Below are 14,809 nucleotides of genomic sequence, written 5' to 3' on the forward strand. Positions count from 1 at the left end.
GCCGCCTCCTAGGTGTATGATGAGGCCTCTTCCCACGGTTTCATGTTCAGGAGGTTACCTGTGTCAAAGCCGCACCTGCCGCTTTCCGGTCGAAGCTTTCCCTTTACCCGTCCGCGTCGTAATCGCGCCAGTGATTTTTCCCGCCGTATGGTTCGTGAAAACCAGCTGACTCCGGACAATCTGATCTACCCGGTTTTTGTGTTGGAAGGGGAGAATCAGCGTGAAGCCGTTCCTTCCATGCCTGGGGTTGAGCGCCTGAGTATTGATCTGCTGGTGGAGCAGGCGGCAGAGCTGGTGGAGCTGGGCATTCCAGCGATCGCGCTGTTCCCGGTGGTGCCTGCCGAGCATAAGAACTTGTCGGGTTCCGGTGCTTGGGATTCCCATGGTTTGGCGCAGCGTGCCGTCCGGGCGCTGAAACAGGCGCACCCTGAGTTGGGTGTGATTACCGATGTGGCATTGGACCCGTTCACCACTCACGGCCAAGACGGCATCATCGACAATGACGGTTATGTTCTGAATGATGTCACCGTTGAAGCCTTGGTTAATCAGGCGCTGTCTCATGCTGATGCGGGCGCCGATGTGGTGGCGCCTTCAGATATGATGGACGGCCGGGTCGCCGCGATTCGCGAAGCGCTGGAGTCCGCCGGTTACGTGAACACTCGAATTCTGGCCTATTCTGCCAAGTATGCGTCGAGTTATTACGGGCCGTTCCGAGATGCCGTCGGTTCGGCGGGTAATCTGGGTAAAAGCAATAAATCGACTTACCAGATGGACCCGGCCAACAGCGACGAAGCCATACATGAAGTGGCGATGGATTTGGCGGAAGGTGCCGACATGGTGATGATCAAGCCGGGCATGCCGTATCTGGATATAGTGCACCGAGTCAAAACTGAGCTCCAGGTGCCGACGTTTGTGTACCAGGTGAGTGGTGAATACGCCATGCACATGGCCGCTGCGCAAAACGGCTGGCTTGATGGTGACGCGGTGATGATGGAAAGCCTGATGGCGATGCGCCGTGCCGGCGCCGATGGCATTCTCACTTATTTTGCAGTGCGCGCCGCCAGGTTGATGAGAGATCGTCTGCGAGCGTAAAGGATGAGCAGGCCGTTCGCGACGTAAATGGATGCAGAGAGCGATGACAACTGAAACAACAAAAGCAAAAGCAGTAACAAGCGACGATCTGAGTGTACCCGCACCGCTGGAGGTTCCTCCTGTGGGTGAGCAGGTCAATCTGGACGCTAGCGAGAACTGGTTTAATCGGGAGCTGAGTCAACTTCAGTTCAATTATCGGGTGTTAAAGCAGGCGATGGACCCGGCGCACCCTCTGATTAACCGGCTGATTTTTTGCTGTATTTTCAGTAGCAATCTGGACGAGTTTTTCGAAATTCGGGTCGCCGGCCTGCGTGAACAGTTGAAATACGGGCGGGAAACCGTGGGTGCTGACGGCATTCAGCCCGAACAAGCGTTAACGGAGATCAGTCGTGTTGCTCATGAGTACATCGATGAGCAGTACGACATCCTGAATAACGTGCTGTTTCCCGAACTGGAAAAGGAAAATATCCACTTTATCCGGCGCCGGGAATGGACGCCGGCCCAAGCTGAGTGGGTCAGAAATTACTTTGATGAGGAAATCCTTCCGGTGGTCAGTCCGATCGGGCTGGACCCCTCGCATCCATTTCCCCGCCTGGTCAACAAGAGCCTGAACTTTATCGTCGAACTGGATGGCAAAGATGCCTTTGGTCGTGAGACTGGTATGGCCATTCTGCCGGCACCGCGTTCGTTGCCGCGCTTGGTGCGTCTGCCGGATGAAGTCTGCGATGGCGGTGAGAATCTGGTGTTCTTGTCGTCCATGATCCACGCCCACGCGGATGAGCTGTTTCCGGGTATGGAAGTGAAGGGGTGCTACCAGTTCCGGCTGACTCGCAACGCCGACTTGGAGTTGGAGGACGACTTGGAAGATCTCGCGTCCGCGCTTCGAGGTGAGCTACTGAGTCGTCGTTTTGGTGACGGTGTGCGCTTGGAAGTGGCGGATAACTGCCCGGAAGAGCTGGTGCATTTCCTGCTGCGTGAGTTTGGTCTGGCCGAGAGAGACCTCTATCGGGTTAACGGCCCGGTTAACCTGACTCGGTTGTTGGCGGTGAGTGGTTTGGTGGAGCGGCCCGACCTGACCTATTCGAGTTTTTCGCCGGCCATTCCGCGGCAGATACGCAGCAAGGAATCGATGTTTGATGCGATTCGCAAGCGTCCAATCCTGTTGTCGCATCCGTTCGAGAACTTTAGTTCGGTGGTCGATTTGCTGCGCCAAGCGGCGAAAGACCCGCAGGTATTGGCCATCCGGCAAACGCTCTACCGGGCTGGGACCGGCTCGGAAATTGTTGAGGCGCTGGCTGATGCGGCCCGTCGTGGCAAAGAGGTAACGGCCGTGGTTGAGTTGAGGGCGCGCTTCAGCGAGGCGGAGAACCTCGAGTTGGCCAGCCGGCTGCAGGAAGCGGGCGTGATTGTGGTGTACGGGGTTGTCGGCTACAAAACCCACGCCAAAATGTTGCTGATTGTGCGGCGTGAAGAGGGGAAATTGTCCCGCTATGTGCATCTGGGTACGGGCAACTATCACGCCGGGAACGCGCGACTGTATACCGATTACAGTTTCATGACCTGTGATGAATCCATTGGTGATGATGTTAATAAGCTGTTTCAGCAGCTGACCGGTATGGGTAAGGCACTGAAAATCAAAAAGCTGTTCCATGCGCCTTTTTCCATGCACAAGCGCCTGATCAGTTTGATTGAGCGGGAAGCGGGTTATGGTGAAGACGGGCGCATTATCTTCAAGTTCAATGCGCTGACCGATGCCCAGCTCATCAAGGCGCTCTACCGTGCCTCGCAGGCGGGTGTTCAGATTGATCTGATTGTTCGGGGTATCTGTTGTTTGCGCCCCGGTGTGCCGGGGTTGTCGGATAACATACGGGTGCGTTCCATTGTAGGTCGCTTTCTGGAGCACACTCGTATCTATTATTTCCAGAACAAAGGTAAGCCAGACGTATATTGCGCCAGTGCCGATGGTATGGAGCGCAACATGCTTAGCCGTATCGAGGTGGCGTTTCCTATTGAGGAGCCCGCGCTGATCGCGCGTCTGCAAGACGATCTGGAGGCTTATCTTGAGGATAATTGCCAGTCCTGGGTGCTGCAGCCCGATGGCAGCTATATACAGAATCAGCCAGCGGAGGGTGAGCCTAGAATGGCCGCTCAGTTGGTCTTGCTGGAACGGTTGACGGGTAAATCGAGTTAATACTTTTAAACAACGAAAATCAACGAACCACGCTAACTGCTGATAGGAAATACACGTTGAAATTGAACAAATGGACGATGATTGGCTCAGCCGTTTTACTGGTTGCGGGTGTAGCACCCTGGGCTGTGGGTTACGTGACGGAGCAGCAATGGCTGGAGGCAACCGAAGAGGTGAACCAGTCGCAACCGTTTGTTCGATTGGATACTAATCGCTACCAGCGAGGGGTGTTTAGCGCGAAGGCCAGCGGCACGCTTGCGCTCATAGACCCCAAAACCGGCGAAACAGACCAGATCGATTTTCAGGTTGCCATTTCGCATGGCGTCACCGGTAGTTTGTTGGATTTCAGCCCAAGTGGAGGCTGGCAATATGAGGGTGCTCAATGGTTCGAGGATGAAGAGCCAAGTTTGACGTTGGAAACCCGCCTTTGGGGTTCGGCCGTTGTGGAATTTAAGGCCCCACCGGTCTCGTTTGAGCAACCCGGCAGGCCTGAGTCGGTCAGCGCCAGTGGCGGTTTCGCCCGGATAGAGGTAGGGCGGCTGGGAGAACAGGCCGATGTGTTGATGGTGTGGCCAGAGTTGAGCATTTCGGGGCCTCAGGCCGATGTGAAAGTTGCAGATCTGCATGTCGAGCAGAGCATGTCGCTACTCAGTGGTGATGTCTGGACCGGGGCTGGCACGATGACTCTGGGCTCTTTGGTTGTCGAGGGCGCCGAACTCCCCGCCTTGTCGGTAAGCAACCTGTCCTTCGAGAGCCACAGTGAAGCCAGCAACAGCGGCCAGACACTGGATTCAGGAGCAGTACTGGATGTTGAGGCGGTCAGCGTAGACGACAAGGTTTTTGGGCCGCATCGGGTCGCTGTGTCGGTTGATCACTTGGATGTTGCGAGTTGGAATGAGTTCAGTTCGACCATGGCGGACATGCAGGTGATGGCGATGGACACCAGCGCGGATCCGCGGTCAGCATACGAGCAGCAAATGGCATTGATGCAGCGGTTTAACGAATCGGTGCGTGGTTTGGCTGCAAGTGGCTTTTCGGTGGGTGTTCGGGAATTGAGTCTGGATACGCCGAAAGGTGAAGTTCAGGGTTCTTTGGATATCTCGCATCCGGAGCTTTCCGAGGATGAGCGTGCCAATATGCTGATGGTGATGCAGCGTTTGGTGGGTTCGGTAAACGTGACTATGCCCTTGGCGCTGGCTGAGGAATATCCGGCCGTGCGGATGCAGTTGTCGCCTTTGATCAAGCAAGGGTTATTGGTGCGTGATGGCGATGAGTTGGTGATGAACGGGCAGATGAAGGATCTGGTGCTGGATATTAACGGTGTCCAGATTCCCCTGCCGCCATTGCTTTAGGTTGTCTCAGCACCACCGCTCTTCGGTGGTGCTTTCCCTTTCTTTGTATTCTCAGGCCTTGCTGAATTTCTGCTTCAGGGCTTCAGCAACGGCTGGATCAACAAACTCCGATACATCGCCGCCCAGAGAGGCAATTTCCCGGATCAGGGTGGAGGAGATGTAGGACAGGTGGTTGGACGGTGTCAGGAACACGCTTTCGACTTCTGGCGCCAGTCGGCGATTCATGTCGGCAAGCTGAAATTCATACTCGAAGTCTGACACTGCCCGGAGGCCACGCAGGATGACGGTGGCTTGTTGTTCCCGCACGAATTCTGCCAGCAGGTTGCTGAAGCCGGTGACGGTGACGTTGGGGACGTGTTCTGTGGCTTTTCTGACCAGTTCGCAGCGTTCGTCGAGGTTGAGCAGTGGCTGCTTTTTGGGGTTGTAGGCAACGGCGACAACGATTTCATCAAACATGCGGCCGGCTCGTTCGATGAGGTCGGTGTGGCCGTTGGTGATGGGGTCAAAGGTGCCTGGGTAGATTACTTTTGGCATGCACAGCTCCTTGGTTTTTATGCTCGGTAGCATAGCAGTATTGGTTTTCTGGCTGTAGTCCTGTGCTTTGATCCGGGGCTTTTGTGCAGGATTGCTTGAGCCGGAGTGGGCGAGGACCGGGCGCCCCTTTCCGGGAACCGCTTCGAGCACATCCATGTGCGCTTATTTCGGGCCATCCTTGGCTCTCAAAATTCCTGGAAAGGGGCACCCGGTCCTCGCTGCGATGCTTTGTGCGTGACTCTCCGGCCTTTTCTGTCAGCCTTTCGCAGCCAGCTTCTGCGCCAGTCTCACGCTGTTTCTTGCCGCCAGTGCGTAAACCGACAGCTGCGGGTTTGCGCCGATGCTGCTGGGGAAAATGGAAGCATCGTGGATGCTCAGGTTGGCTACGTGGTGGTGCTCACCGAAGCCGTTGACCACGGATTCCTCCGGGTTGCTGCCCATGCCACAGCCGCCCATCTGGTGCGCAGTGAAGATTCGCGCCCGGTGGGATTTCATCGGAAGTTCGTTGATGGCGGCTTTGGCTTCTTTCCAGCTGGTGTACCAGGCGGAATCCATGTGCACGGCCTGAACCGCTTCGGCGCCGGCAGCAAACTGGATTTCAGCCATGTCCAGATAGGATTGGCGGACGCCTTTCCACAGGTAGTCGGTCATCGGGTAGTCGAGTACGGGGCTGCCATCGTCTCGCAGGGTGACGGTGCCGCCGGGGCTTTCGGGGTGGAAACCGTCGCGTAGCAGAGCGATGACGGATTGTAGCCAGGGCAGTTGGCCCAGGTTGTCTCGTTGTGTTTTACCGTGGCCCGGAACAACGCCCGCAGCCATTCCGGGGTGTAAAGGCGGAACTTCGAGTTTGTAGCCGATGGGGCCGTCGTTGCCGTTTTTGAAGTTGAATTCATCCGAGTAGATCGATTGCGGCGCGCCGTAGAAGGGGTCTACTTTCGCCGACATGCGGGCGACGGTCGCGCTGACCGGGTGGATGAATGAGCGTTTGCCGACGCGGTTGTGTGGGTCGGGCAGGTCGGAGCGCAGGAGTAGTCCGGGCGAGCCGATGGCGCTGGCGGCGACCACAAAATGACTGGCTTTGAGGATGACGGTAACGCCCGATGGGGTGACGCCGTCGGAGCCCATGGCCGACGCTTCCAGATGGTCGATGCGGTCTTGCTTCATGACCAAGCGCTCGGCGCGTAAGCCGTGAAACATCTGAGCCTGATTGTCGAGCGCACCGGGGATGGTGGTCATCAGGGAGCCCAGTTTGGCATTCGTGGGGCAACCTACGCCGCAGTAACCCGAGTTCCAGCATCCGTTGACGTTGCGGGGGATGGTTTTCCAAGAGTAACCAAGGGTATCGCAGCCTTGTCGCAGGATGTCGTTGTTAAGGTTGGGAGGGGTCGCCCAGGGCGCCATGTTGTGGCGTTCTTCGCGCCCCTGGAACCAAGGTGCCATCACGTCGGGGGCTAGCCCTTCCAGTCCGAACTTTTGGCTCCAGTAGTTGAGAGTTTGCTCAGGTGTGCGGAAACTACTGGTCCAGTTGACGGTGGTGGAGCCACCCACACAGCGGCCCTGTAGAATCGAAATAGCGCCATCGGCAGTCGTGCGACTCATGCCTTCCTGGTACAGCGTGGCGTAGGCAGTTTGTTCGTCCATTTTGAAGTCTTTCTGGTAATACAGGCCACCTTCTTCGACCAGTATTACCGAAAAGCCTTGTTTGGACAGGATTTCAGCGGTGGTGCCGCCGCCGGCGCCGGTGCCGATGACGACAACGTCGGCTTCGACGGTTTGGTTTTCAGTCAGTTTGCTGGCATCGACAACGTTCCAGCCGGAAGCCAGGCCCCGGGCGATGGGATCATTCATGGACATAGTGCTCTCCGTTTTCCGGGGTCATCAGGCATTTTTGAATTGAGGTAGGGCGTCAACCATCCAGGCGGGTGGTCCCGGGTAACCGGTCAGGTGCCACTGATTCTGGTGACCATAGAAGGCTACGTTGGCGATTTTGCTCAACGCGATGTAGCCGTTGTTCAACAGACCGAGGCGGCTATTGCGCCAGCGGTTCAGGAAAGCATCGGCTTCTTTGGTGGTGACGGATGGCCAGTCGGACCATACCCGTGCAAGAGCGATGCGCGTAGGGGCAAAGTTCAGCAAGTCGAAGAGCTTGCGTAGCTCTTTTTGATTCGGTGCGCCGAACTGGACGATGCCCTGATCAATTCGCTCGATGGTGGCGGCAATCTCAAACCGGCGCTTGTCGGGGTCTTCAGGCAAGGCACCGACAAACAGGGCGGGCACCAAGGCTTCAAACAGGGCAATGTCGTCTGTGCTCAAGAACTGAAATTGATAACTTGCATTCATCCGGTTATCAACGGCACTGATGTGGTCCGCAGGATCCGTTGCGCAACCAGAAAGGCCCGCGGTCATGCTGACGGTGCCTAAAAACAAGGCACCGCCCACGCCGGTTTTCAGGAAGCTTCGTCGGCTCAGTTGAGGAGTGTTCTCAGCAGAGTGGGTTGTCTGATCGAGCATGTGACACCTGTGCTGGTGGTATATGAAGGTTGGCCGTGTCCAGAAGGTAAGCACAGGCCCGGGATCTGTTGTCCGGGGCCTGTGCCAAATAGGGCCGTTATTAACGAATGAACAGTTTGTAGATCATCTTGTGGGCGGCAGTTCCGTGAGGTGCGTAAACGAATTTGCCGCTGTTGAATTTCTGTTTACTGAAGATTGACCGGTGGTGGGAGAAGGTCATGAAGCCTTCCTTACCGTGGTAGTGGCCCATACCGGAATCGCCGACGCCGCCAAAGGGCAAGTCATCTTGCGCTACGTGCATTAAGGCATCGTTGATGCACATGCCGCCGGAATGGGTCTGGTTGATGATGTGTTCTTGCTGGGTTTTATCATAACCAAAGAAATACAGGGCCAGCGGACGAGGACGCTCGTTGATGTAATGAATCGCATCGTCCAGGTCAGAGTATGTGACGATGGGAAGGATCGGCCCGAAGATCTCATCTTGCATGACCTTCATGTCCGGAGTGCTGTTCAACACCAAGGTCAGCGGAATCTTGCGGGTTCCATCTTTCATGTTTTCGTTGGCTGGGTTGATCTCGATGACCTCAGCGCCTTTGGCGCGGGCATCTTCAAGGTAGCTTTGCAGCCGGTCGTACTGGCGCTCGTTAATGATGGCCGTGTAATCGTCGTTATCGCGCAGGCTCGGGTACATGGTTGATGCCTGAGCGCGGAACTCGTCTACAAACGCCTGCACTCGGTCTTCTGGACACAACACGTAATCCGGTGCCACGCAGGTTTGGCCGGCGTTGATGGCTTTACCGAAAGCGATGCGTTGGGCCGCATCGGAAAGAGGCACGTCCGGCGATACCACCGCAGGGGATTTGCCGCCGAGCTCCAGGGTTACCGGGGTCAGATTTTCGGCCGCAGCTCGCATCACCAATTTGCCCACCGAAGTGGAGCCTGTGAAGAGCAGGTGATCGAACGGGCGCTGAGAGAAATCGGCCGCCACATCGGCTTCACCGGTAATCACCGCGACCAAATCCTCCGGGAACATACTCTCGATAATTTCTTTAAACAGCGATGAGGTGTGCGGAGTGAATTCGGACATTTTGACCATCGTCCGGTTACCTGCGGCCAATGACGCAACCAGCGGGCCTACGGCAAGATACAGCGGATAGTTCCAGGGAACGATAACACCCACAACGCCCTTCGGCTGGTAATGAACTTTGTTGCTGGCGGGTTGGAAAAGCACAGAGACATGGCGCTTTGAAGGCTTCATCCAGCTGTCCAGATTTTTCAGGGTGTAGTTGATACCCTGTATCGACGGCATGACCTCGGCAATCAGCGTCTCGTCTTTCGAGCGGCAGCTGAAGTCGCGGTCAATGGCTTCCAGCAAGCGATCCTGATTGGCCAGCAATGCTCGCTTCAGGCGTTTCAGGTTCTCTTTGCGTTCAGACGAAGAGGGCATCGGGTTTTTCCGGAACGCTTTTTTCTGGTTCTCGAAAACCCGGTGGGTGTGTTGAATCTGCGTTTTGCTTTCGGTCATCTGAACGACTGTGGCTACCATTTTGCTATCTCCCTGAGCTCTCCAGTCAAGGCGCTGGAAGCTGTTGTTGTTGGCGCTCGGTGTATGAAATTTGCGCTGGCAGCTATTATTAGAGTATATACTCTACTCAGTCAAGAAATGCTGGGTGGCCTAACGGGCCATCATCAATGTGATAAAAACAAACTGCGGCGTGAGCATGAAGACCAGAGACAAAATATTGTTGGCGAGCCTTGAGCTTTTTAACGAGCGGGGCGAGCGGAACACAACGACGAATCATATCGCCGCGCACATGGCGATATCGCCGGGCAACCTGTATTACCACTTCCGGAACAAGTCGGACATCATTTACGAAATCTTCCAGGAATATGAAAAGCTGGTTGATTACTATTTGGATATTCCGGAAGACCGGCCTCTAACGCTAGAAGATATGACCTTTTATCTTGAGTCTGTGTTTGACGGCCTTTGGAGTTATCGGTTTTTTCATCGTGACCTTGAGTATTTACTGGATAGTGATGTGCGGCTTCGGAGTGATTACCGAGATTTCACCAATCGGTGTTTGTCTGCGATGAACAGGATTTTGGAGAAGCTTGCGGACGCGGGCATTCTGCAGCCGCAACCGGAAGAGTTGCGTGCCGCCATGACCTTGAATGTCTGGTTGGTGATCACCAACTGGATGGCGTTTTTGAAAACGGCGCACGCCACTACAGGGGATGCCGGGATAAACTTGATCGAGCTGAAACAGGGCATCTATCAGGTGCTGACGCTTGAAATACCCTATTTGATGCCAGAGTATCGCGATCAGGTGATGGCACTGAGAGAGAAGTACCGCCCGAATTTGTCGGAAAAGCTCGAGTCGAATGTCGCTTGAGTTGAATGATAAGTGAACTTCTGCGAACGGCGCCGGTCGAACGTAGTACAACAGAAAATCGGACTTTTCTGTTGTTCCTGAGTGAGTTCTCAGGCTGCCCCTTTTGAGGGGGCAAGCACGTCGCAAACCCTGACGTTTTACCGGCCTACTACTAAGTGGGCCGGCTTTTTCTGCGAAGAAATCAGTCTTCAGTCTCGTCAGGAGCTTCCAGCCAATTCGTCAGTGCCGCACGACATTCATCAAGCCCCAGCTTTGACGTGGCAGAGAACATCACCAGGTGTTCCACGTACTCATACTTCTTCAATTTATTGGCAATGCCCAACATCGCAGTTTTGGCTTGGCCAAACTTCAATTTGTCGGCTTTCGTGGCAAGGATCATCAGTGGCAGTTTGTTATGCTCACACCATTCGATCATCATTTGGTCAAATTCGGTCAGCGGATGGCGAATGTCCATGACCAATACCAAGCCGCGAAGGCAGCGACGCTCGTTGAGGTAGTGCCCCAGATGTTTTTGCCAGTCATCTTTCATGTCTCGGGAGACTTTTGCGTAGCCATAGCCAGGCAAATCCACCAAGTGCATGTTTTCTTTGTTCAGGCTGAAAAAGTTGATCAGCCGCGTGCGCCCCGGGGTTTTACTGGTGCGTGCCAGTTTGCCGTTGACGGTAATGGCGTTGAGAGCGCTGGATTTGCCAGCGTTCGAGCGACCAGCGAAGGCAACCTCGGCGCCGTAATCGGGCGGGCACTCGTCCAGCTTGGAAGCGCTGATGAGAAATCGGGCGCTGTTGAATGAGACGCTTTTTTGAGTCAGATCAGGGTCCACGATGGTTGCTGTTCCTTTGGATTTCAGTTATCGACGATTAATGTATAATGCTACACCAATTTCCGGCGGCACGCTGCGCGTTCCGCTGTCAGTCCCGGTTTTGAGCCTAATCCCACAGGGCCATCCGGCGAACAACCAGAATATTTTCACGATTCTAAGATGAGAGAAGCGGAGCGGGCATGAAAAGACTGATCGCAGGAGTGGTTCTCGGAGTTAGCTTGTCAGCTATGGCTCACGGGGCAGGAGATCCGGCAGCGGGTGAACAGAAAGCAGCAGTGTGTGCAGCTTGTCACGGACAAGGTGGCGCTAAGCCGATGATGGCGAGCTATCCGAAACTGACCGGTTTGGGTGAAAAGTACCTGTACCGTCAGCTAACAGACATTAAATCCGGCGATCGTTCGGTACCGGAGATGACTGGCATTCTGACCAGCATGACGGACCAGGACTTGAAAGATCTGGCTGCTTACTTTAACAAGCAGGAACTCGTGGTTAATCAAGCGAACGGCGACGCGGAGCTGATTGCGCAAGGGCAAGCTATTTTCCGTGGCGGTAACATGGCCTCTGGCGTGCCAGCTTGCTCGGGTTGTCACAACCCGAGCGGTAAAGGGAATGAGCCTGCAGGTTACCCGGCTCTGGGTGGTCAGAATGCAGAGTACGTTGCCAAGCAGCTTCAGGCATACCGCGAAGGCACTCGTGCTACCACTGCGAATGCCAGCATCATGGCTGATGTGGCTTCCAAGTTGACCGACGCTGAAATCGAAGCTGTAGCCAACTACGTATCTGGTTTGCACTGATCCCCTTCAGTTCTTTCAGATCAGAAAACCCCGCTGCGGCGGGGTTTTTGTTTTTCGGGAGAAGGAAACCTCTTAATCTTCCGTAATTATTTACCGTTGCGCTCGGTGGAACTTTTGAGCGTGGCTGGGTCATAATCAAGCGTCTTAAATAGTACGAACAAACACGTTAACGCTCGGAGAGTTTCATGATCAGAACCTTAAGCCTGATAGTAACCATGGCCGCATCGCTGGCTTTCAGTGGCTTCGCCAGTGCCGATGCCTGGCAAAACGGTGTTCATTACCGCACGTTGACCACGCCGGTCAGCACGGCCTCCGAAGAGGGTGTCGAGGTGGCGGAGGTGTTCTGGTATGGCTGCCCGCACTGCTACAACTTCAAGCCGCTGTCAGAAGCGTGGGAAGAGAAGGCGCCTGATTATGTGAACTATGTTCGTCTGCCGGCTGTGCTGGGTGAGAGCTGGGCGCCTCACGCCTTCGCATTTTATGCACTGGAATCCATGGGCGAACTGGATAAAGTGCACGATGCCCTGTTTGAAGCTCTGGCTGGCGAGCGTCGTCCGCTGAATTCGGCGGAATCGCTGGCAGACTTTGTGGCTGGCTATGGTGTCGACGCGGAAGCCTTCGTTGATGCTTACAACAGCTTTGCTGTTCGGTCGCGCGTGCGCCAGGCTCAAACCAAAATTATGGGTGCGCAAGTTACCGGCACTCCGACTATGCTGGTTAACGGTAAGTACGTGGTGAATGCGACCATGGCCAAGGGTCATGAAAACGTGCTGAAAGTTGTCGACTATCTGGTAAGCAAAGAGCGCGGAGCATCGGAATAAAAGGAAAAGTCTGATGCGGGGCTTTCAGGGTTTCTGTTCAGATTCCGGGTGATTATGTATAAACGGATTCGTAGCCAGATCAACGGTATATTGAAATCACAGGAAGCCCCGCGTGGCGCGTGTTCGGGGAGCGAGCACGTGCCTGACTTTGAGCCCAACCGCCACATCCGGCTGTTAACATTTAACATTCAGGTTGGCATTAATACCTCTTCTTACCGTCACTACGTGACCCGCAGTTGGCAGCATTTCCTTCCTAATCGCCGTCGTTTTGAAAACCTTGATCGCATCGCAACGCTGTTGAAGCAGTACGATGTTGTCGCCTTGCAAGAATGCGATGGTGGCAGCCTGCGCAGTGGTTATGTGAATCAAGTTCAGTATCTTGCAGAGGCGGCAGGTATACCTTATTGGTACCAGCAGCTGAACCGGAATATGGGGCAGCTTGCTCAGCACAGTAATGGTTTATTGAGTCGTTATCGGCCATTGGATGTGACGGAGCATCGCCTGCCGGGTTTGATTCCTGGGCGTGGGGCCATTATTGCCCGTTACGGGTCGGAAGATAACCCGCTCGTGCTGGTGCAAATGCATCTATCCCTCAGTAAATCGGCGCAACAGCGACAGTTGGGGTATGTCAGGGATCTGATCGCTGGCTACCAGCATGTAGTGTTGATGGGAGATATGAACGCCCACGCAGAGCAGCTACTGACGAAAACGCCGTTGAAAGAAACCAACCTGATTCCATTGCCGGGCACGGCTCATAGCTTTCCCAGCTGGCGCCCTGAAAAAGCGTTGGATCATATTATGGTGAGTCCGAGCCTGGAGATTCGCCGGGCTGAGGTGGTGAGTTATCCGGTTTCAGATCACCTACCGATCGCTATGGATGTGGCCTTGCCGAAAGGTTATGTCGAGACGTTCTGATGATCGCGGTAATAAGCGGTAAGGCATAAAAAAACCCGGCTTTAAGGCCGGGTTTTTTTATGGAGGCAGGATCAATTACTTGATCTTGGCTTCCTTGTACGCAACGTGCTTACGGACAACCGGATCGTACTTTTTGATCTCGATTTTTTCCGGAGTGTTACGCTTGTTCTTCATGGTCGTGTAGAAGTGACCGGTGTTTGCTGACGATACCAGCTTAATTTTTTCGCGCATGATGCAGCTCCTTAGAATTTCTCGCCGCGGGCACGAAGATCGGCCAGTACAGCGTCAATACCTTTTTTATCGATGATGCGCATGCCCTTAGTGGATACGCGCAGCTTCACAAAACGCTTCTCGGACTCAACCCAGAAACGGTGGTTCTGCAGATTCGGCAGAAAACGACGACGAGTGTGATTCATCGCGTGGGATACGTTGTTACCGGTAACCGGACGCTTACCGGTAACCTGACAAACTCTGGACATACATGCCTCCGACCTGAGCACTGGTCTATCAATGCGAATTCGTTATTTAACGCGTCTCTGGTTGCTCCGGAGCTAACTTTGCTACCGGTTCGCGCCTGTAAACTGGGCGCAACACGCCAGATACCGCCAGAAAGGGACGCTTTTATACCAGAACCGGGGGCCCAACGCAAAAAATTGTTGGGATTTTGGCCAGTTTTCCGGTGGCGACTTCATGGCGGTTACATCAACCCTCTTTCAGCGAGGGATATTACCTCACCGTGGCCGATAACCATATGGTCAAGAACCCTGATATCGACCAAACCCAAAGCTTCTTTCAAACGACGAGTCAGAGAGATGTCTGCCTGGCTCGGTTCGGCCACTCCGGACGGGTGATTGTGAGCAAAGATCACGGCCGCTGCATTATCTTCCAAGGCCTGTCTGACGACTTCTCGAGGGTACACGGCGGCGCCATCGATGGTGCCCCGAAACAGCTCGCGGTACTGAATGACGCGGTGGCGGTTATCAAGAAACAAACCTGCGAAGACTTCGTGGGGGTAGGTGGCTAGGCGGCTGGTGAGGAAGCGTCGGGTATCGGCCGGAGACCGTAACGGATCGCCCTGGCGTAGCGGTTCATCCATCACGCGCCTGGCCATTTCCATAGCCGCCTGCACTTGAGCGTATTTTGCGGTGCCAAGACCTTTCACCTGACAAAACTGGCGGCGGGAGGCCGTCATCAGGCCGCGTAAGCTGGAGAATTCTTCGATCAGGTGGCGAGCCATGGCCATCACTGGCATGCCGGCAGTTCCGGTACGCAGAAAAATGGCCAGCAGTTCGGCGTCAGACAGAGATTCGGCGCCGTGGGCAAGCAGGCGCTCTCTTGGCCGCTCATCGCTGGGCCAGTTGGATTCATTCATATTGCTTCCTTGCGAGT

Annotated in this window: 15 protein-coding genes; 7 read left to right on the top strand and 8 right to left on the bottom strand. The window is 54.8% G+C overall.

What is annotated here, in order from left to right; translation table 11 throughout:
• Positions 1-42: 42 nt before the first annotated feature.
• Genes hemB through ACNQ6O_RS01240 form a run of 3 tightly spaced genes read left to right on the top strand, consistent with a single transcriptional unit; the run spans position 43 to position 4,632 of the window.
• Positions 43-1,092, top strand: a complete 1,050-nt coding sequence (hemB, locus tag ACNQ6O_RS01230) for a porphobilinogen synthase (protein ID WP_418051433.1) — start codon at positions 43-45, stop codon at positions 1,090-1,092.
• 43 nt (positions 1,093-1,135) lie between these two features.
• Positions 1,136-3,283 (top strand): polyphosphate kinase 1, encoded by a 2,148-nt coding sequence (gene ppk1, locus ACNQ6O_RS01235; protein ID WP_418051434.1) that lies wholly within the window; start codon positions 1,136-1,138, stop codon positions 3,281-3,283.
• A 56-nt stretch (positions 3,284-3,339) separates the two neighbouring features.
• The gene (locus ACNQ6O_RS01240) at positions 3,340-4,632 is read left to right on the top strand and encodes a DUF945 family protein (protein ID WP_418051435.1); all 1,293 of its coding nucleotides are present in this window, start codon (positions 3,340-3,342) and stop codon (positions 4,630-4,632) included.
• Between the two features lie 51 nt (positions 4,633-4,683).
• Here the strand turns inward: ACNQ6O_RS01240 and coaD are convergent, their stop codons facing one another.
• The 4 genes from coaD to ACNQ6O_RS01260 all read right to left on the bottom strand — a co-directional run bounded on the left by coaD (position 4,684) and on the right by ACNQ6O_RS01260 (position 9,223).
• Positions 4,684-5,166: a pantetheine-phosphate adenylyltransferase gene (gene coaD / locus ACNQ6O_RS01245; protein ID WP_418051436.1), complete on the bottom strand. Its 483-nt coding sequence runs from the start codon at positions 5,164-5,166 to the stop codon at positions 4,684-4,686.
• A gap of 255 nt (positions 5,167-5,421) precedes the next feature.
• Positions 5,422-7,020, bottom strand: coding sequence for a GMC family oxidoreductase N-terminal domain-containing protein (locus tag ACNQ6O_RS01250; protein ID WP_418051437.1), 1,599 nt, complete (start codon positions 7,018-7,020; stop codon positions 5,422-5,424).
• A gap of 24 nt (positions 7,021-7,044) precedes the next feature.
• On the bottom strand, positions 7,045-7,677 hold the full coding sequence (locus ACNQ6O_RS01255) for a hypothetical protein (protein ID WP_418051438.1): 633 nt from the start codon (positions 7,675-7,677) through the stop codon (positions 7,045-7,047).
• Between the two features lie 100 nt (positions 7,678-7,777).
• Positions 7,778-9,223: a coniferyl aldehyde dehydrogenase gene (locus ACNQ6O_RS01260; protein ID WP_418051439.1), complete on the bottom strand. Its 1,446-nt coding sequence runs from the start codon at positions 9,221-9,223 to the stop codon at positions 7,778-7,780.
• Between the two features lie 175 nt (positions 9,224-9,398).
• Here ACNQ6O_RS01260 and ACNQ6O_RS01265 point away from each other — a divergent pair, with 175 nt between their 5' ends.
• The gene (locus ACNQ6O_RS01265; RefSeq protein WP_418051440.1) at positions 9,399-10,070 is read left to right on the top strand and encodes a TetR/AcrR family transcriptional regulator; all 672 of its coding nucleotides are present in this window, start codon (positions 9,399-9,401) and stop codon (positions 10,068-10,070) included.
• A 181-nt stretch (positions 10,071-10,251) separates the two neighbouring features.
• Here ACNQ6O_RS01265 and yihA read toward each other — a convergent pair whose 3' ends face one another.
• Positions 10,252-10,890: a ribosome biogenesis GTP-binding protein YihA/YsxC gene (gene yihA, locus ACNQ6O_RS01270; protein WP_418051441.1), complete on the bottom strand. Its 639-nt coding sequence runs from the start codon at positions 10,888-10,890 to the stop codon at positions 10,252-10,254.
• A gap of 179 nt (positions 10,891-11,069) precedes the next feature.
• Between yihA and ACNQ6O_RS01275 the strand changes: the two genes are divergently transcribed.
• The 3 genes from ACNQ6O_RS01275 (at position 11,070) to ACNQ6O_RS01285 (ending at position 13,420) form a co-directional block, all read left to right on the top strand.
• Positions 11,070-11,684 (top strand): c-type cytochrome, encoded by a 615-nt coding sequence (locus tag ACNQ6O_RS01275; RefSeq protein WP_418051442.1) that lies wholly within the window; start codon positions 11,070-11,072, stop codon positions 11,682-11,684.
• A 185-nt stretch (positions 11,685-11,869) separates the two neighbouring features.
• Positions 11,870-12,505 (top strand): thiol:disulfide interchange protein DsbA/DsbL, encoded by a 636-nt coding sequence (locus tag ACNQ6O_RS01280; protein ID WP_418051443.1) that lies wholly within the window; start codon positions 11,870-11,872, stop codon positions 12,503-12,505.
• 54 nt (positions 12,506-12,559) lie between these two features.
• Positions 12,560-13,420, top strand: a complete 861-nt coding sequence (locus ACNQ6O_RS01285; protein WP_418052253.1) for an endonuclease/exonuclease/phosphatase family protein — start codon at positions 12,560-12,562, stop codon at positions 13,418-13,420.
• Positions 13,421-13,495: 75 nt separating this feature from the next.
• On the opposite strand, the gene rpmG is transcribed toward ACNQ6O_RS01285, so the two are convergent.
• From rpmG to radC, 3 genes are all read right to left on the bottom strand, one after another.
• A complete protein-coding gene (gene rpmG, locus ACNQ6O_RS01290) occupies positions 13,496-13,651 on the bottom strand; it encodes a 50S ribosomal protein L33 (protein ID WP_114335424.1) in 156 nt (51 codons plus the stop codon).
• 11 nt (positions 13,652-13,662) lie between these two features.
• On the bottom strand, positions 13,663-13,899 hold the full coding sequence (rpmB, locus tag ACNQ6O_RS01295; RefSeq protein ID WP_114335425.1) for a 50S ribosomal protein L28: 237 nt from the start codon (positions 13,897-13,899) through the stop codon (positions 13,663-13,665).
• A gap of 218 nt (positions 13,900-14,117) precedes the next feature.
• The gene (gene radC, locus ACNQ6O_RS01300; protein ID WP_418051444.1) at positions 14,118-14,792 is read right to left on the bottom strand and encodes a RadC family protein; all 675 of its coding nucleotides are present in this window, start codon (positions 14,790-14,792) and stop codon (positions 14,118-14,120) included.
• Between the last annotated feature and the right edge of the window lie 17 nt (positions 14,793-14,809).

This window comes from Marinobacter sp. SBS5 (assembly GCF_048285575.1).
In the GTDB taxonomy this organism is placed as follows: Bacteria; Pseudomonadota; Gammaproteobacteria; order Pseudomonadales; family Oleiphilaceae; genus Marinobacter.